This is a genomic window from Streptomyces sp. NPDC034084 (assembly GCF_055575535.1).
This window is the reverse complement of record NZ_JBVISK010000008.1, coordinates 260,462-278,878: the sequence shown is the minus strand read 5'-3', so window position 1 is coordinate 278,878 and position 18,417 is coordinate 260,462. Positions and strand designations below refer to the sequence as shown.

At 69.6% G+C, this 18,417-nt stretch carries 9 protein-coding genes; 3 read left to right on the top strand and 6 right to left on the bottom strand.

Annotated elements, in window-relative coordinates; all coding sequences use genetic code 11:
- Positions 1 to 9 precede the first annotated feature (9 nt).
- The 5 genes from ACZ51I_RS27970 to ACZ51I_RS27950 all read right to left on the bottom strand — a co-directional run bounded on the left by ACZ51I_RS27970 (position 10) and on the right by ACZ51I_RS27950 (position 13,510).
- Complete coding sequence (locus ACZ51I_RS27970) at positions 10 to 10,557, bottom strand: LamG-like jellyroll fold domain-containing protein (RefSeq protein WP_468881120.1); 10,548 nt, start codon at positions 10,555 to 10,557, stop codon at positions 10 to 12.
- A 237-nt stretch (positions 10,558 to 10,794) separates the two neighbouring features.
- A complete protein-coding gene (locus ACZ51I_RS27965; protein ID WP_468881118.1) occupies positions 10,795 to 11,415 on the bottom strand; it encodes a BMP family ABC transporter substrate-binding protein in 621 nt (206 codons plus the stop codon).
- Positions 11,412 to 11,894 carry a hypothetical protein gene (locus ACZ51I_RS27960; RefSeq protein ID WP_468881116.1) on the bottom strand — a complete coding sequence of 161 codons (483 nt, stop codon included), beginning with the start codon at positions 11,892 to 11,894 and terminating at the stop codon, positions 11,412 to 11,414. The genes ACZ51I_RS27965 and ACZ51I_RS27960 overlap by 4 nt, the downstream gene beginning before the upstream one ends.
- 116 nt (positions 11,895 to 12,010) lie before the next feature.
- Positions 12,011 to 12,760 carry an N-acetyltransferase gene (locus ACZ51I_RS27955; protein WP_468881113.1) on the bottom strand — a complete coding sequence of 250 codons (750 nt, stop codon included), beginning with the start codon at positions 12,758 to 12,760 and terminating at the stop codon, positions 12,011 to 12,013.
- Between the two features lie 60 nt (positions 12,761 to 12,820).
- On the bottom strand, positions 12,821 to 13,510 hold the full coding sequence (locus ACZ51I_RS27950) for an HNH endonuclease family protein (RefSeq protein WP_468881110.1): 690 nt from the start codon (positions 13,508 to 13,510) through the stop codon (positions 12,821 to 12,823).
- 186 nt (positions 13,511 to 13,696) lie between these two features.
- Here ACZ51I_RS27950 and ACZ51I_RS27945 point away from each other — a divergent pair, with 186 nt between their 5' ends.
- Positions 13,697 to 15,514, top strand: a complete 1,818-nt coding sequence (locus ACZ51I_RS27945; RefSeq protein ID WP_468881107.1) for an FG-GAP-like repeat-containing protein — start codon at positions 13,697 to 13,699, stop codon at positions 15,512 to 15,514.
- A gap of 82 nt (positions 15,515 to 15,596) precedes the next feature.
- Here ACZ51I_RS27945 and ACZ51I_RS27940 read toward each other — a convergent pair whose 3' ends face one another.
- Positions 15,597 to 16,475 carry an SCO6745 family protein gene (locus tag ACZ51I_RS27940; protein WP_468881105.1) on the bottom strand — a complete coding sequence of 293 codons (879 nt, stop codon included), beginning with the start codon at positions 16,473 to 16,475 and terminating at the stop codon, positions 15,597 to 15,599.
- 75 nt (positions 16,476 to 16,550) lie between these two features.
- Between ACZ51I_RS27940 and ACZ51I_RS27935 the strand changes: the two genes are divergently transcribed.
- Positions 16,551 to 17,129: a TetR/AcrR family transcriptional regulator gene (locus ACZ51I_RS27935; protein WP_468881102.1), complete on the top strand. Its 579-nt coding sequence runs from the start codon at positions 16,551 to 16,553 to the stop codon at positions 17,127 to 17,129.
- A 28-nt stretch (positions 17,130 to 17,157) separates the two neighbouring features.
- Positions 17,158 to 18,417, top strand: a complete 1,260-nt coding sequence (locus ACZ51I_RS27930; RefSeq protein WP_468881099.1) for an SGNH/GDSL hydrolase family protein — start codon at positions 17,158 to 17,160, stop codon at positions 18,415 to 18,417.

Genomic DNA, 18,417 nt, shown 5'->3' with positions numbered 1-18,417 from the left:
CTTCTCCCATCAACCGCATCCGCCGCCGCCGTGCAGAGCCTGAAGCTTCGTCACAGTCTTCTCGGTGGCATTGAACTGGAAGTGCGGACCCTTTTCTTTGCCGGACCACACGTTGATGTGAGCCGCGTGTCGATCATCGAACTCGATCCGGAAGCCCACCTTTCCATTTGCGGTCTGCATGCCGACGGGCTTGCCCTTGATCGATCCGAACTTGCCCAGATTCACCTTTTCGGCCTTGAATCCGCGAGAGTCCAGCCAGTTCAGCGCCTTGTTACGCGCCTGGTTGAAGTCATCGGTTACAGGCTCGCCGCCATCGTTGTGCACCAAAACCGGCGTGGCGCCCGCCAGCACATAGTACGTGTGCAGGCCCTCGATGCTCAGGTCGTAAGTGACGCGCTGCGCCGTGTACGACTTGACCTCGACGATCGCCGCCGGGGCACCCTCACCGTCCTGGAGCTTCTGGCCGACCATGAGGTCGCCCGCCTGCGTCCAGGAGTTGCGGGTGGACTCGTAGAACTGGTGGTGCTCGGTGGTCTGGATCGTCTTCCGGCCGGCCTCCGTCGCGATGGTGACGTCGACGTAGTCACGGTCGGTCTTGGTGACGATGACCTGCTTGACCTCGTGGATCTCCTGGGTCTTCTTGCCGGGTTCGGCCGTCAGGACCTTGTCCCCGGCCTTGACCTTGGCGATCTCCTTGGTCGAACCGTCCGCCAGCAGCACGCGCGTCTTGGCCGTGAAACTGTGCGGGGTGCTGCCGCGCCGGATCGGGCAACCAGGGCCCGAGCCGCCGTCCGGATCCGGAGACGGCTTGGACTTCGGGCTGTTGCCCTTGCCCTTCGCTCCGAACGCGCCGCCCATGACCGCGCCGATCGTGGCCGCCTTCGCGGCGCCCGCGACCGAGCAGCCCTCCTCGCTGTTCACACAGGAGGTGCCGTACTCGACGGCGCCCGCGAGGGCTTCCTCACCGGCGTTCTCGGCGATGTTCGTGCCGATCCTGCCGGCCGCGCCGGAGAGCAGCTTGCCCGCGGCGCTCGCCGCGAGCCGGCCGCCCACGCCGCCGGCCGCACCGGTCACGGCGCCGATGCCGACCGCCATCGCGAAGCCGCCCAGCGTCTTCGGACCGTCGCTCATCGCGTAGCCGACCGCGTTGCCCGCCGCGCCCGCGAGTGCGGCACAGCCGATCGCGCCCGCGCCGGCCGTGATCGCGGTGCAGCCCGCGAAGACGGCGATGCCGACGGCGACCGAGGCGATGGTCGAGGCGTGTTGCTTGACGAAGTTGGCTGTCGCCTTCGCCGCCTTCTTGACGGCCCGGCCCACCTTCTTGGCTGCCTTGACCACCTTGTGGGCGACGTTCTTGACCGCCTTGGCGACCTTTCTGACAGCCCTCTTGACGTGCTTGACGACCTTGTGGACGACACGTTTCACGCGCTTGTAGACGCGCTTGACGTATCTCTTGACCTTTCTGACGCTGTCGGCGACATAGTGCACGGCCTTCCGGACCGCCCGCTTGGCGCGCTTCACCGCCTTCTTCACGGCCCGCTTGACGACCTTGGCGGCCTTCTTGACGACCTTGGCAACCTTCTTGACGGCCTTCTTGACGTGCTTGTAAGCCGTCTTGACGACCTTCTTGACCTTCTTCTTAACCTTCTTGACGATCTTGTCGGCCCAGCCGGGCCAGTGGCCCGTCGGGTCCATGCCCGTCATCGGGTTGTCGTTGGCGTAGGCGTAGCGGTTGGCACCGACGGAGTCGGGCAGACCGCTGGTCGCGACCGTGTCACGGCTGTTGAACTGGCCGTTCTCCGGCGAGTACCAGCGCGCGGCCATGTTGACCTTGGCCGTGGCCGGATCCGTCCAGCCCGACTGGTAGCCCAGCGAACCGGCCATCGTCGAGGTCTGGAGCACCTTGCCGAACGGCGAGTAGCTCGTCGAACCGGTCAGCGCCTCGCCCGTGTCGGTGAACTGCGCCACCACGTCGGTGTGCAGGTCCGTCATGGCCAGCACCGACGAGGCCGCCGTCTTCACGCTGAAGAGAGAGCCGTCCGCGTCGCGGCTGTACTTCGCCACGCCGTCCGACGCCACGTCGTTGCCGGCACCGCTGTACTGGAACGAGTAGAGCGCGGAGCCCGTCTCGTCCTTGGCGGCGAGCACACGGTCCATGCCGTCGTACGTGTACGTCCGGTCGCCCTCCTGGATCACGCGGTTGAAGGCGTCGACCTTCATCGTCGTGACCCGGCTGGCATCGTCCGTCACCGAGCTCAGAGTGCCGCGCGCGGTGTACGTGTAGGCGCTGTGACCGTCCGACGTGAGCCGGTTGCGGGCGTCGTACGTGTACGTGTCGCCGCCCACACGGGTCCGGTTGCCGGACGCGTCGTAGCCGTAGGTCTCCGTCGTCGTCCCGTTGTTCCAGGAGGTCAGTCGGTCGGCCCAGTCGTACGCGTACGTGTTCGTCGACGCGCCCGTGACACCCGTCGTCGTCTTCGACGTCAGGTTGTCGTTCTCGTCCCACCCGTAGGTGAAGGACGCGAGCGTCTTGCCCGTCGGCGAGGTCAGCTTGTCGCTGGTCACGCGTTCGAGCTTGTCGTAGCCGAAGCTGCGCTTCGACTTGCCCGTGCCGTAGTCGATCGCCGTGACGTTGTTGTTGACGTCGTAGGCGTAGGTCGCCGTCGTGCCCGTGGCACCGTCGTTGACCGTCTTCAGACGGCCGGCGGTGTCGTAGCCGAAGGTCGACGTGCCCGAGGCGTCGGTCCGCGAGGTGACCGCCCCGTCGCCGTTGTAGGCGAAGGAGGAGGAACCCGACGGGCCGTTCGCCGTAAGGAGCTGACCGCGGTCGTCGTACGTGAAGGTGTTGTCCGTCGTTCCGTCACCGGCGACGGCCGTGACCTGGTCGTCCGCGTCGTACGTGTACGTGTGGTCGACCGTGGCGGCCTCCGCACCCGTACCCGTCTGGCGCACGAGACGGCTCTTCACGTCGTACTCGAAGGACATCGTGACCCCACCGGGGGCACGGGACTCCTTCAACCGTCCGGCCTGGTCGTAGACGGCCGTGAACGTCCGGTCCGCGAGGTTCGGATGCGTCGGCGTCGACGGCTCGACGGTCGATTCCGGCATGCCCCACGTGTTGTACGTCGTGAGGAACGCGTTGCCCCGCCCGTCGGTGAACCGGGTCTGGTTGCCCGCCGCGTCGTACCCGTAGGTCGTGGTGATCGACTCGGTCGCGGAGACCGGCTCGACGACCTTGGTGATCAGACCCGTGGGGTCGTACGTGAAGGTCTTCGTGTGACCGCGCTGGTCGGTCGCCGAGACCATGTTGCCGTTGCGGTCGTACACCGTCCGCCCGGTGCGCAGGACCGCGCCCGTCTCGTCCAGGTCTTCCGTCTTGGTCAGCTGGCCGAAGCCGTCGTACGTGTTGCGGGTGGCGGTGCCGTCGGCCTCGGTGACCTTCAGCGGCCGGCTGTCCATGTCGTACGTGAACTTCGAGACGTTGCCCGCGGTGTCCGTGGACTCGATGACGTCGCCCACGGCGTTGTACTTGTACGACTCGCTCACACCGGTCGGCGAGACCATGCGGGACAGCTCGCCGCCCGGCGCGTTGTACTCGTTGATCGCGGTGTACGCCCGCTGGGTCGGCTGACGCACGATGTCCGTGCTGGTCAGTTCCCGGCCCAGGTAGTCGTAGGTGGTCTCCTGCCTGGCGCCGTTCGGCCGGGTGGCCGAGAGCTGGTCGCCGTTGGTGTCGTAGGTGTACTTGGTCGTGCCGCCGCCGGGCTCCGTGACCGAGGCCAGGTCGCCGAGCTGCGTGTAGCTGTAGGTGGTGCGGTTGCCGAGCGGGTCGACCTCCGCCGTCACCTGGCCGAGCTTGTTGTACTCGTTGTACGAGGTCGCCTTGATCGGGGTGGTGGCCCCGGGCGCCAGGTAGTCGGGCGAGGTCGTCGAGGACTCCTGGCCCTCGGCGTCGTACGCCGTCGTGTCGACGTTGCCGAGCGGGTCGGAGATCTCCGTCGGCTCACCGAAGGTGTTGTAGCCGGTCATCGTCACGGGGCGGACGGAGACCGGAGTCCCGCCGTTCTGCTCCGCGTTGACGGCCGGCTCGGTGACCGAGGTCTGCTGTCCGACCTCGTCGTACCCGTAGTCGGTGACGTTGCCGCCCGTATCCGTCATGGACGTCGGCAGACCGCGCTGGTCCAGCTTCCAGGTGGTGGCACGCACCGTGCTGGTCGCGGCCGGCAGGGTGCCGCCCTTGACGGCCGTGACCTGGGCCGCGGTGAGGGCCTCCTGGTAGACCTGGACGTCGTCCAGGCCACCCTTGTGGTTCCCGCCGTATCCGGTGGACGTCTGGTGACGGCCGAGCTGGAGCGGACCGGTCGCCTCCCACGGCGTGGTGTACGCCGTCTCCTGGGCCAGGGCCCCGTTCACGTACAGACGGATCTTGGCCGCCGCGGCGTCGTACACGCCGACGAGGTGCGTCCACGCTCCCGCCGTGGCCCCCGAGAGGCCCGACATGGCCCGGACGAGGGTCGGCGTCGGTTGCACGTCCGACGTGTTCCGGCCGAAGGTCCAGCCGTTCGCGCTGGAGAAGTACAGCGCGAAGCCGTACGCGTCGGCGCCGTCCTGCGACAGCAGGGTGCGGTTGGTGGTCAGGTCGTCGACCTTGGCCCACAGCGAGACCGTGAAGCTGCCCGCCGTGTTCACCACCGGGCCCGTGGTCTGGGCCCACGAGTTGGCATCACCGTCGAAGACGGCGCTGCCGCCCCGGTCGGTGTTCCAGTGCATGCCCGTGCCGTGCGTACCGGTGCTGTTGCCGCCGGAGGAGTCCGCCAGGCCGTAGCCCGTCGTCTCGTCCAGCTTGTACCGCGCCACCGGGGCCGTGGTGCCGTCGTGCTCCACCGAGCCCGTGATGTTGCCCAGGGCGTCGTACCGGGTGTCGGTCGTGGAGACGTCGCCCGTCGCCGGGTCCCGCTCCGTCTCCGTCACCACGTTGTCGTCCGGGTCGTAGCTGGTCTGCGTCGTCCGCGCGAGCCCGTTGGGGTCGAGGATCTCGGAGACCGTGCGGTCGGCGGCGTCCACCGTGAAGGTGGAGCGGGTCTGACCGTCGTTGGTGATCTGCTCGATCAGGTTGCCGGCGGCGTCGTAGGTGTTCGCCTGCTCCGTGAACTGCTTGCCGGTCTGGGGGTCCTTGCGGACCACCGTCGCGGACAGGCCGTCGTCGGTGTAGGTGTACGCCGTGACCCAGCCCATCGCGTCCGTGATCGACGCGAGACGGCCAGCGGGGTCGTACGCCCGGGACTCCTGGACCAGGGTGGTCGCGGGAGACGGGTTGAACGGGTCGCCGGTGTAGTTGAGCAGGTTCGTCGTCAGCGGACGCTGCTCGCCGTCGAAGGTGTAGGTGTTGACGTTCCCCGCGGGGTCGGTCTCCTTCACCTTGTTGCCGTAGACGTCGTACTCGAACGACGTGGTGTCGCCGCCCGGGTCCGTCCTGCTCGCCATCTGGTTGTTGGCGTCATACGTCATCGTCGTGACGCGCGCGGCGTCGCCGCCCGTGAGGTCGGTGACCGTCTGGGACAGGATGTTGCCGTCCGGGTCGAAGGCCGTGGTGGTCTTCGCCTGGTGCTTGGCACCCGTGACCCTGTTGGTGACGACCGGGGTGGTCTCGGTGACGACCTGGTCGTTCTTGTCATAGGTCTGGCTGGTGACCAGACCCGCCGGGTTGGCGTCCGAGATCTCGGTCTTGCTGATCTGCCGGCCGATGTTGTCGTACGTGTACTTCACGGTGGCGCCGTTGGCGTCCGTGACCTGCGCGAGGTCACCGTTGACGAAGTAGGTGTACGAGGTCTTGCGGCCTCCCGGCGTCGTCACCGAGGCGACGAGCCCCGCCGGAGCCACGGCCGTGCCGCCCTCCGCCGCCGGGGTGGTGGCGGTGGTGTACGTCGTGGTCGCGGTGCGCCCGTTCGGGAACCCGGCGACCGGCGGCGTCGTGACCGACAGCAGGTTGCCCGCCGTGTCGTACGAGTAGCTCGTCAGGTACGCGTTGTCCGTGGGGCCCGAGGAACGGCCGTCGCGCTCGGTGAGCATGAGGTCGTTGCGCAGGTCCATCGCCGGGAACGCGGTGGTCGAGTCCGGGTAGAACGTGAAGTACTCGGTGGAGCACTTGTTGGCGGCCGTGTCCTGGCAGGTGGTCTGGGAGACCGCGTTGCCGCGCACGTCGTGGCCGGTGATCGACCGGTTGCCGTTGGCGTCCGTGATGGTGTGCAGGAAGCCGCCGGTGTCGTAGCCGTACGTCGTCCGGTTGCCGACCGTGTCGATCGCCGCGAGCAGGCGGTTGCCCATCTCCGCGTCGTACACGTACGTCAGCGTCTTGTCGGTCGGGTCGGTCAGCGTGACCGTCTTGACCGGGGCGATGCCGGAGGACGACTTGTAGGCGGACCAGTGGGTGGCGACGTCCGACTCGGTCAGGCCCTTGGCGTGGACCGCGACCTCGGCGATCGAACCGGTGAAGAACGAGACGTCACCGGGCGAGCTGTACCACTTGCTGAAGCCGGCGCCGAGGAACGTCCGCGACGTCGTCTGGTCGTTCGGGGCGCCGCTGCAGGACTGCTGCTTGGCGCCGTCGAGGTACAGGGTCTGCGTCGTACCGGTGGCCGACAGGACGGCGTGGTGCCACTTGTCGTCGGTCACGGTGCCCGTGGAGCCCATGGTGGCCGTGCCGTTGCAGCTGCTGCTCCACCAGTGGCCGTGCAGCTTGTTGTCGGCGCCGACATAGAGCAGGTCGCTCCAGCTGCCGGTGACGCCGCCGGGGTTGTTCGGGGCGACGCTCTGGTCGCTCATGATGACGCCCGGCTCGGCCGTCTTGAACCACAGCTCGACCGAGCGGTCGGGCTTTGCGTGCAGCGGCCCGTACGGGATCTCCAGGAAGGAGCTGGTGCCGTCGAAGGTCGCCGCGGAGACGTCGTCCGCGCCGAAGGGGCCTTCGACGCCCTGGATGACGCTGTTGTAGGTGCCGAATCCGGTGTTGACCTGGTTCGCGGCCTGGGCCGCGCCCTGGGTGTCGTCCAGACGCCAGTAGCCGGCCGGGGCGGAGCCCATGACGGCGGAGCGGTAGACCTGGGACGAGCCCGTGATGGTCGGCGGGTTCAGCTTCCACGTGCCGCCGTTGCCGTCGGTGGCCTGGAGGACGCGGTCGTCGGTGGTGTCGTAGACGACCGACGCCTGGGTCTTCAGGTTCGGCGTGGTGATCTTCTGCAGCAGTCCGGCGGCCTGCGTGGCGGCCTTGTACTGCGTGGCGATCACGTCGGCCGCGAGCGGCTCGGAGTAGATGGCGACCTCGGCCATCTGCCCGTTGTAGTGCCCGAGCGTGTCGTTCGGGTTCATGGCCGGCCAGCCGTGGGTGTTCACACCCGCGCCGAGCGAGATGTACGGCTGGACCCAGTCGTTGACGGTGCCGCTGAGGGAACCGACCGCGGCACCGTCGAGGTACAGCGTCTGTCCGTTGGCGACACCGGTCAGGACGGCCTGGTGCCACTTGCCGTCGGTGACGGTCGGCGTCGACGTGATCGTCGTCCCGCAGCCGGGCGACATCGCCAGGCAGCCGCGCAGCTTGCCGTCCGTGCCCACGTACACCGCGGGGGTGTTGTAGCGGGTGTTGGCGACCGGGTTGGAGTCGCTGAGCGGCTTGTCACCGTAGTAGAAGAGGACGCCGCCCGCGGTCGAAGTCTTGAACCACAGGGACACCGTCGTGTACGAGGGCGTCGCGCCGGGGGCGCTCGGCATCTCGACGTACGAGGTGGTGCCGTTGAAGGTGGCGGCCTTCTGGGTGGAGCCGACGAGCGGACCGGTGCCGCCCAGGGTCACGTTCTTGTACGTGCCGTTGTACTGGCCCTGGTTCGAGTCGATCGCGTCACGCGCGAGCGTGCCGGACGTCTCGCCGAGCCGCCAGTAGGCGAACGGGTCGGCGTCCAGGACCGTGGTGCGGTAGTGGTTGCCGGTCGCGTACGTGTACGTGGTGCACTTCGACCAGTCGGCCGGCGGGCAGACGCTGCTGAGCTGGTCGCCGGTGTAGCCGTACTTCCACGTCTGGGTCGTGGCGGAGTCGCCGGCGGTGGACGGGTCGGTGTAGACCGTGGCGACGTGCCAGGCACTGGTCGGGCTCGGCTGGATCCAGGTCAGGCCCAGGTTCCGCTTGGACGTGACGTTGGAGATCTTCGTCAGCCGCTTGTTCGCGTCGTACGTGAACGTCTCGGTGCGGTTGGCGAAGTCCTTGATCGTGGTCAGCGCGTAGGTTCCGGTCTTCGCCGTCGGCTGCTGGAAGGAATAGGCCGTGAAGTCCTTGTCCGTCAGCTTGTAGCCGATGGGGGCGGTGGTGACCGCCTCCAGGCGGGCGTAGCGGCCCAGCGGGGGCACGAAGGTGCCGTCGCTGTTGCGGCCGAACGCGACCTGCTCACCACCCGGGTAGGTGATGATGACGCTGGTGACGGCGCCGGTGCTGTCCTTGACCTCGGCGGCCTTCATGTCGACGATCGTCGACCAGCCGGCGCCGAAGGCGCTGTCCACGCGCGGGTCGAGGCTGTTGTACGCGCGCTCGATCTCCAGGGACGGGCCGATGACCGGCACGTCGGCGTCGGTGTCGTCCGTCGTGTAGTTGCCGTCCGACGGGTCGAAGTCGTGGCCGTCGTTGTTCATCGACAGGCCCGAGGTGACCGGCGGCTGCGGCACGGCCGTGGTGAAGCGGCTGTCCTCCACGACCTCGGAGGTGCCGTCGCTCGCCGCCACGTACCAGTCGTAGTTCTTCGACCACTTCAGCTTGCCCGCGGGCACCTTCCAGCTGCTCTTGGTGATCGCGCCGGAGGTGGCGACCAGGACGGGGGTGCCCGTGGCGTCGCCGTCGTAGACCTCGAAGGTGTACGAGAGCGGGTTGGGGCCGTTGTCGGCGTCGCTCGCGTAGGCGAGCAGCTCCGGCTGGAGGGTGTTGGCCTGGAAGTTCTGCGGCGGGTACTGGGCGTTGATCTGCGGCGCCGTGTTCGGCGTGTACGTCAGGTCGAGGGCCGGGCGGAAGCCGGCGGTCGCCGAGTTGTCCGAGTGGAACTTCTTCCAGTGGAGCCCGTCGTTGGTCGGCGCGGTGAGCGCGAGGCCGTAGTTGGCCGCGCCGCCGGCGACGTTGTTGAACCACGTCGTCGAGAGGGAGACCGGCATCCGGACGCCCACGCTCGTCGAGCCGGAACTGTTGGAGCAGGAGGCTCCCGGCGCCGGGGTGGCGGTGCCCATGGCCGCGCCGTACGTCGGTCCCGGGTAGGACGTGACGCCGGACGGGGTCCAGGACTGGGTGACCGGGTGCACCGAGAAGGACTCGGCGGTACAGGTCGCGGACCAGAGGGCGTACACGTTCAGGGTGGCGGCGGTGACCCGCTGCCCCGCGAGCGTCGTGCCCAGGGAGGAGAACTGCAGGAAGGAGTTCGCCTTGTTGGTCCCCGAGTCGTACGAGCCGACCTTGATCATCGTCTCGGTCGAGTGGTCGCCACCGATGGTGTTCTGCGTGTACGTCGAGTTGGACGCGGTCACCGTGGGGTCGACGCGGATCGGGTAGGCCCGCTCGGGAGCGTCGAGCCAGGCGCGGTCCGCGGTCATCCGCAGGGCCGGCTCGCCGTCGACCTCGGTCAGCTCGTAGGTGACGGCCCGGGACTGTGCGGCGTCACCGGAGCGGGGGTCGACCTTCGAGTCCTCCATGTACGCGTGCGGGATGGTGGCGGTCACCGCTCCCGAAACGTCCGTGAATTCGACGTCGCCGTCAGCCGCGATCCGAGGCGTCAGTCCCTTGACGTCGAGGGGGAAGATCCAGGAGTTCGCGGCCTGCGGGGAGCGCAGGACGACGTACTCCTTGAAGCCCTCGGCCAGCGGCACGAGCCGAACGTCCGTCTCCGGCAGCACGTCGGCGTACGTGAGGGAGCCGTCGGCCGCGAGGGTGGGCTCCGTCTTGGCGGCGCCGCGCAGCGCGTACGCCAGGGACCGGCCGGAGCCGAAGTCCACCGAGGCGAGCTGCTGGTCGGCGGCGGTCGGCGCGAACTCGACGTCGAGGGAGTTGGCCGTCTGCTGCAGACGGCCGTCCTTGTCCTCGGTCAGGCTCGTGTCGATCCGCTTCCAGGTGCCGTCGGCGGCTTTGAAGTTCGTCCGGCCGCTGTAGTGGCGGACGGTCGTGGAGCCGTCGGCGTTGACGAAGAAGTCCGACGTCGCGGTGGACTTCTTCGCGTTCCGCTTGCTGGTGCGGGCGTCGAAGCTGTTCTTGCCGCCCGGCGCCTTGCCGGTGGTGACGTCGGCGGGGTCGTCGGTCTCCCGCTCGAAGGCGGGCAGTTCACCCTTGCCCTTGCCCGGCTTGCGGCCGGCGTCGCCCTCGTTGCTGGTGGACTCCGCGGAGGCCTTGTGGCTCTTGCCGCGGGCGGTGCCGCCCTGCTGGTCAGGGGTGTCGAGCGGGTTCGTGTTCAGCCAGGTCCAGAGGCCCGAGAGAGACAGCTCGGGCATCTTCACCGGGCCGAGCGTGACGCCCGCGGCGACCGCCGATTCGGTGGAGACCATGAGGAACATGGAAATGATGACAGAGAGAGCCGTAGCCCTCCACCTTCGCCGGTGGGTGCGACCCGGTGGCTGTGGTCGAGGGCTACGGACCCGGCGTATATGCATGGGTCAGCCTTTACTAACGCGATGCTTACAAAGCTTCGCGAGCCTGCCCGATGACAGATCACCAGTTCCACGCAGGGGCCCAGTTTTTACCTCGGCTTTACCGGGTTGAAGGAACCCTTCCGGATCGACGCGTCAGTTGTCGGCGGCCAGGCGCTTCACCGTCGCCGTGATGTCACCCTCCAGGGACTTCCCGGGCGCCACCCGCTCCAGGTTGCCGTGCGCGGCTCCGGCGCCTCCACCGACCGTCACGAAACGGACCTTCGGGTTCTTTTCGGCCGCCTCCTCGGCGGCCTTCACCTGCGGCGCACCCGACGCCACGATGATCTCGCAACTCCGCTGCACCAGACCGTTGAGGAACGGGCGGGCGTTCGCCGCCGACTGCTCCCCCATCACCGGCACGAACGTCACCCGGATCCGCTTGTCCAGGGACGCGGCCTGCATCCCCTCCCAGACCGGTGCCGCCGGCGCGCCCGTCACGATGCCCTTGTCGTCGGTGAGCAGACAGGCGTCGTAGTCCTTGTAGGCGCGGGCCCGCGTGTCCGGCGGGGTGCCCTTCCCCTCCCCACCGACGAACAGCCAGACGGCGAGGAAGCCGAGGACCAGGACCAGGACGGCCCCCGAAGCCCAGCCGGCCCGGCCGCGCAGCGCGCCCGACGTCGCGGCGAGCACGCCCCGGACGTCGAGACCGGCCTCCGCCGCCTCCTTCTTGGCCGCTTCCCGCTGGGTGACGCGCCAGGCACGGCGGGTCTTCATCGCCCGGCCTCCTCGGCGTGGGTCGAGCCGGTCGAGTCATTCGCGCCGGTCGCGCCGGTCGCGTCGCTCACGCCGTTCCCGCTGTTCACGTCGCTCGGGACGTGCGCGTCATGCGCGACGCCCGCACCCCTCGCGGCCCTCTCGTCCCGTGCGTCCCTCACCAGGAGGCAGTGCGCCGTCGCCCCCACCGTGGAGGTGCCGAGGAGAAGCACGTCGAGGGCGTACGGGACGCCGCTCGTCTCCTCCGGGGTCAGGGCGATCTGGAAGCACCAGCCGACGGAGACCGCGGTGAACAGCAGCGCGGCCAGCCAGTCGCGGCGCGTCCCCCGGCGCAGGGCCAGGGTCAGCGAGGGGACGAGACCGAAGACCCCGAGGCTCAGCAGCGGGACGGCGGCGAGCGCCACCCGGAGCCACCGGCCGGGCAGCTCCGTTCGGCGCGGGAGTTCCGCGCCCTTCTCCAGGAGGACGGCCTGGTTCACGTCGGGGACCTCTCACGGGTGTGCGCACGCGAAGGACGCACGCGCGTACGGCAGGGGACGCCGTACGGTACATCCCCCGCCACGAAGATCGCCGCGGGGGTCCCCCGGCGGGACCGTCAGGCGATGCGGTGACGTACCCACACGTTGGGCTCCACGTACACCGCGTAGCCGCGCGAGGCCTCGCAGTGGACCGGGACCAGGGCGCCCTCGACCTCGACCGGGCCGTCCGTGGTGAAGGGGAGGCCGGTCCACGTCCGCCACTGCTCGACGGAGCCGGAGACCGTCATCGAGGCGGGGGCCACCGCCTCGATCACGCCGCCCGCGCGCACATGGACACGGAGCCACGGGTCGTGGGGCAGACCGTCAACCTCCCGCGTGCGGAAGGCGTACTCGTGGATGGAGGCTTCGGGCTCCAGGTGTTTGCCGTTGGGGCGGACCGGGGCGACCAGCTCGGCGAAGCCCCGCTTCCCGGCGTTCTCCCGCATGGCGGCGAGCATCCGGTGCGAGAGGCCCTTCCCGAGGTGGCCGAGGTCGACGGTGATCTCGATCGCGCTCACGGTGTCGGCCTCGCGGCCGTGCCGCAGGTCGGAGAAGGCCCAGTTGAGGACCTCGTCCCAGCCCCGGGCGGGCAGCTCGCGGCGGCCCTCGGCGTCGAGCCGGAAGGGCACGCTGAAGCCACGGGCGACGACCGCGCCCCCGGCGTCGGTGGCGACGAGCACGTACTCGGGGAACTCCCGGACGATCCGGCCCATGTTGGCCCAGCCGACGGGGTCGTACATCATGAACTCGGGCCACAGGTCCTTCATGGACCACATCGCTCCTTCGAGCTCCGGCCGTTCGGTGAGGGTGGTGATGTTCAGGGCCATGAGGCCAGGTTAAAGATCGTTCACCCGGCCGCCCAAACGTTTTTTCGCCGGGGCCCGGTCTTACGGAAGCCGCTGCTGCGGGCAGGTGCCGAGGACCCGCTTCATCGCGTCCCGCTCCCCCGCCGTCACCCACACCCCGTACTTCTTCTTCACCGCGACCTGCCGGGCCACGTACGTGCAGCGGTACGCCTTGTTCGGCGGCAGCCAGGTCGCGGCGTCGCCGTCGGACTTGCGGCGGTTGGCCGCGGAGTCGACGGCGAGGAGGTTGAGCGGGTCGTTGGCGAACCGGCGCCGGGTCTCGCCGTCCCACTTCCCCGCCCCCTTCTGCCAGGCGTCCGAGAGGGCGACGACATGGTCGATGTCGACCTTGGAGCGTCCCCGGACGTAGCGGACGGTGGTGCCGGTGTACGGATCGTCGGTGAGGGTCCCGGAGGCGACCTTGCAGTGTCCGTCCGTGAAGCGGACACCGGTGAGGTCGCGCCGGAGTATGTCGTCGCGGGTGCCACAGCCGTTGCCGTCGACGTCCGCCCAGGCGCGGCCGAACTTCTCCCGTGCGTAACCGGTCTTCGGGGCACGGCCCTTGACGGTGAGGGAGTCCACCGCGGCGAGTGCCGTGCCGCGCGCGGCGGGTTTCCCGCCCGTGCCCCCGCCGCCCGGGGCGTCGGTTCCGGGCGAGCAGGAGGCGAGGAGCGCGGCGACCGCGAGGGCCGAGGCGGCGAGGGCCTTTCGATACGTCCGTCGTGTGAACACCTTTTGATCCTAGGTCGGGTGGAGAGGACCCCGGACGGCCACCCCTGCCATTCGATCGAACCCACATGCGAGTACCGTTCGAATCTTCCATGACACTCCATCAGGGGAGATCCCATGCGTAGATTCGGGCTGTTGAGAGCCCTGTTGGCCACATTGGCCTTCATATGTGCGGCCACGATGATGACGGTGCCTCAGGCGGTGGCGGACACCGTGAACACGTCGACCGCGCCGCCCATCAAGACGTACACGTACAACCTGTGCGGAAGCGGCGCGACCACGGGATGCCAGGCCACTGCCGGCATGAACCAGGCACGCTACGAGACGATCGTGAAGGAGACGGGGGGGACGGGCAGCGGCTGGAACGCCGACTACATCTTCCTCGTCGAGATCTGCAGGTATCAGTTCAACGACCTGGCCGGTCTCCTCAAGCCCCGCGGGTACACGGGCCGGTACGTCGAGACCGTCCCGTCCGGCGACCTCGGGTCGAGCTGCTCCGATTCCAACACGACGAGGAACACGGTCCGCAGCTACGGCATGGCCGTGTTCGTCCGGGGCTCCTTCGTCGAGGGCGCCGATCTCACACTGGACACGAAGGACGCGATCCACGCCACCGTCGATCCGGTGAAGGTGGAGACCGTCGGAGCCGAGAACATCACGGCCCCCTGCATCAAGGCATGGGTGCAGAACAGGCTGTCCTGGGCCTGCTCCGTACACCTGTGGTGGGGAACCCCGCACACTCCTGACGCCCCCGGAGCGAACGCGACGGCCCAGCAGATCGCGTTGTACAAGGACCGCACGGCCAGGCACGACGTGATGCTCCGGGAGGCGAAGTACCTGGCGAACAAGGCCAAGGAGTGGGAGACGGCGGGCGTCCCCGTCGTCCTCGGCGGCGATTTCAACGCCAAGCCCTGGCACGACGTACTCGACCCCATCTACGAGCCCGACGCCGGCAGCGGTGCGTACGGCAGCTTCGTCGAAGCCGACGAGACCGACCGCGACAACTTCGCCACGAGCAGCAGCTGCACCACGCCGGATCTCACACGGTGCCGTGTCGGCGAGTGGACGAAGTTCAACGCGGCGCACACGGCGGTCGTGGAGAAGCTCGACTACACCTTCTTCAGCGCCGCGTTCTTCCGCGGCGAGGTCGGCGACGTGCCGGACGAGCCGAAGACCACGAACGACCAGTGGATCTCCGACCACCTGCCGGTCCGCGCCGCGGCCTCCTGGCAGGACTGCGGCACCTACGGTGCCACTCCCGGCGCCGTGTACCGGCGGGACGCGGCCGGCGGGTTGTACCGCTACGAGGGCCGTGCCAGCGGCGAGAGCGCCGTTCTGGCCAAGCCGTGCAAGGTCGGCTACGGCTGGTCGGGAATGGAGCAGGTCGCCCGTCAGGGGACGACCGTCGTCGCCGTCGACACGGCCGGCAACCTGTGGCACTACCCCGTCAGCTCGGTCGACGGCTCGTACTCCGGTTCCACCCGCGTCCTGGCCGGCACCGGCTTCCAGAACTACGGCCTGAACCTGCTCCTCGCACCGGGCGACTTCGACGGCGACGGCATCGCCGACCTGATCACCCGTGACACCACGGGCAAGCTCTGGCTCCACAAGGGGACGGGCCCGAACAACTACGCCCCGCGGACCCAGATCGTCGACACCAGCGGTGACTGGGACATGTATCAGTCCGTGATCGCGGGGGACTTCGCCCACACCATGGGCGGGGGCCGGAGCACGACCGACCTCGTCGCCATCGACGAGCTCGGCTACCTCTGGCTCCAGGAAGGGAACGGGGACGGGACTCTCGGAGAGCGCAGGATCATCGGCACCGGTTGGGGGATCTACGACACCCTCGCGGCCCCCGGGGACCTGAATGGCGACGGAAAGCCCGACATGGTCGGCCGCGAGGACGCGGGCGACCTGTACTTCTACAAGGGTGACGGGGCCGGCGGCTACGCCCCGCGCGTGAAGGTCGGTTCAAGCTTCCCCGCCGGAGAACTGCTCTTCTGACGCGCTTCTGATCAGACCGGTCGAGGGGCCCTGGCATCGCACACGCGACGCCCGGGCCCTTCCGCGTCCCGCCCGGAAGCCCTCACACCTTGCCGATGCCGAGGGTGTTCTCGGCAGGGAGCAGTCCGGAGCCGATGACGGTCAGCCAGGGGCCGCCGAGCAGGTCGGCAAGGCGGGCGGTGCCGTCCGGGCCCAGGGCGGTCCACGGGCCGGCGGCAAGCTCGTCCGTGCGCCGTTCCACCTCGGTGCGCAGCGCGCGACCGGCGGCGGTGGCCGCCCCCTCCGCGTCGAGCAGGCCGCGGGCGGTCAGACGGGCGCGGGCGGCGGACCATTCGGCGGCGCTCCAGCCCCGGCTCTCGAAGACCGGTTCCGGCGCGGCGCCGACCGCCGCGAACGAGACGAGGGCCTCGGCCGGGTCGAGTCCGGCGGCGAGGAGTGCGGCGAGGTGGCCGTCGCCGCGGTGCTCCCGCAGGATCGTCGCGGCCTGCCAGAGGACGAGGTGCGGGGCATCGGCCCAGGGCAGTTCGGCGTTGGCGGCGGCGAGCGGCCGGCCCTCGGTGCGGGCCGCGCCGGCCGCCCGGCGGGCCAGGGCGGCGGCCTCGGCGAGTGCGGGACCCCCGACCGCCTCCTCGCCGAGGACGGACCGGTAGGCGCGGTCGACCGCGCGGAGCCGGGCGGCGAGGACCTCGGCCGGGGCTGCGGTCTCCCACGCGGCGGGGACGTGGCGCGCGACCATCGCGGGGCTGAAGCTGTAGAAGGCGGAGGCCACGCGGACCGGGCCGGCGGCGCCGAGGGGCGCGGCGCGCCAGGCGAAGTAGGAGGGCCAGCGCTCCGTGGTGTCGTGGCCGAGGGCGGCGGCCTCCTCGAAGGCCTCGGGAGCGTAGTAGAGCAGCGCGTGCAGGGGTTCGAGCAGGTGCCACATCTGCCGTACGCGAGCGGTGTCCACGGCGTCCTCCCTCATCCGTATCTTGTCAGTGACAAGATTCCCCTCCGCGCCGCAACTTGTCAATGACTAGATGACGGCTAGGCTGCTGCCATGACGAGCCGGAGCACCTACCACCACGGCGATCTGCGGCAGGCCGTCCTCGCCGCCGCCCTCGACGTGATCACCGCCGAGGGCCCCGGCGCACTGAGCCTGCGCGACCTCGCCCGCCGCGCGGGCGTCTCGCACGCCGCCCCCGCCCACCACTTCAAGGACCGCACCGGACTGCTCACGGCCATCGCCACCGAGGGCTACGAACTCCTCGCCGAAGCCCTGGGAAGCTCACCCGGGCTGCGCGAACGCGGCGTGCACTACGTCCGCTTCGCCACCGCCCACCCGGCCCACTTCCAGGTCATGTTCCAGCCGGATCTGCTGCGCGCCGACGACCCGGAGCTTCTCGCCGCCAAGGATCGCGCCTCCGCCGAACTCCGCGCGGGCGTCGCAGGCCTGGAGGACGTCCCCGACGCCCGTACCGCCGGCATCGCCGCCTGGTCGCTCGCCCACGGCTTCGCCACGCTGCTCCTCACCCACAACGTGCGGGACGCCATCGGCGACCGTGACCCCGAGGAGTACTTCCGCTCACTCACCGGCCTGCTCTTCACAAGTCAACTCGGCCCGCGCGAAGGGGAATAGCCCGCGCCAGCCCGTAATTGACCCTGACATGCGAACCACGAACACCCTCCGCCGCTCCGCACTCGCCGTCCTCACCACCGCCGCGCTCGCCCTGGCCCCCACCGCCCTCGCCGACGCCGGTCACCACGGCCCGGCATGGCGCGCCGCCTGGGCCGCGTCCCCGCAGTCGGCGGCCGCGCCGTTCGGGCCCAACTGGTCGCAGCAGGGCTTCGAGCACCAGACGGTCCGCCAGGTCGTCCGCGTCACCGCCACGGGCACCCGGGCCCGCATCGAGCTGACGAACCGTTACGGCACCGGTCCACTGCGGATCACCGGTGCGACCGTCGCCCGTACCGCCGCCGGAAGCGCCGTCGAACCCGGCTCCGTGCGCACCCTCCGCTTCGGCCACCGGCCGTCCGTGACGATCCCGGCCGGGGAGACCCTCCTCAGCGACGCCGTGAACCTGCCCGTCGAGGCCTTCGAGCAGCTGACCGTCACCCTCTACCTCGCGGACGCGACCGGCCCCGCGACCTTCCACTCCTTCTCCTCGGCCACCAGCTACCGCGCCGAGGGCGACCACCGCGCCGACCTCTCCGGCACCGCCTTCAAGGAGACCAGCGCCTCCTGGTACTACCTCTCCGGCGTCGAGGTCACCGGCGGCCGCGACACCGCCCGCCGCGACGGCGTCGTCGCCTTCGGCGACTCCATCACCGACGGCGTCGGCTCCACCACCGACACCGACAACCGCTACCCCGACGAGCTCGCCGAGCGCCTCGCCGCCTCCGGCCGGCCCCGCGCCGTCCTCAACCACGGCATCGGCGGCAACCAGGTCGTCAACGACACCAGCTGGGCGGGCGAGAAGGCCCTCAGCCGCTTCCGCAAGGACGTCCTCACCGAGCCCGGCGTGCGGACCGTCGTCATCCTGGAAGGCATCAACGACATCGGCGGCAGCGGTCCGGCCTTCCCCGGCGGCCCCACCCCCGAGGTCTCCGTCGAGAAGCTGATCGCCGGCCACCGCACCCTGATCCGCGAGGCGCACGCCAAGGGCCTCAAGGTCGTGGGCGCCACCCTCACCCCGATCAAGGGCTCCTTCTACGACTCCCCGGTCAACGAGGCCAAGCGGGATGCCGTCAACCAGTGGATCCGTACCTCCGGCGCGTACGACGCCGTCGTCGATTTCGAACGCGCCGTCGCCGACCCGTCCGACCCGGACCGCATCCTCCCCGCGTACGACTCGGGCGACGCCCTCCACCCGAACGACGCGGGATACACCGCGATGGCCGGGGCCCTGGACCTCGACGAGCTGTAG

Excerpts from the sequence above, each read along its gene's own strand:
- ACZ51I_RS27970 (WP_468881120.1), bottom strand. The coding sequence starts at position 10,557 with ATGGTCTCCACCGAATCGGCGGTCGCCGCGGGCGTCACGCTCGGCCCG.
- ACZ51I_RS27965 (WP_468881118.1), bottom strand. The coding sequence starts at position 11,415 with ATGAAGACCCGCCGTGCCTGGCGCGTCACCCAGCGGGAAGCGGCCAAG.
- ACZ51I_RS27955 (WP_468881113.1), bottom strand. The coding sequence starts at position 12,760 with ATGGCCCTGAACATCACCACCCTCACCGAACGGCCGGAGCTCGAAGGA.
- ACZ51I_RS27940 (WP_468881105.1), bottom strand. The coding sequence starts at position 16,475 with ATGAGGGAGGACGCCGTGGACACCGCTCGCGTACGGCAGATGTGGCAC.
- ACZ51I_RS27935 (WP_468881102.1), top strand. The coding sequence starts at position 16,551 with ATGACGAGCCGGAGCACCTACCACCACGGCGATCTGCGGCAGGCCGTC.
- ACZ51I_RS27930 (WP_468881099.1), top strand. The coding sequence starts at position 17,158 with ATGCGAACCACGAACACCCTCCGCCGCTCCGCACTCGCCGTCCTCACC.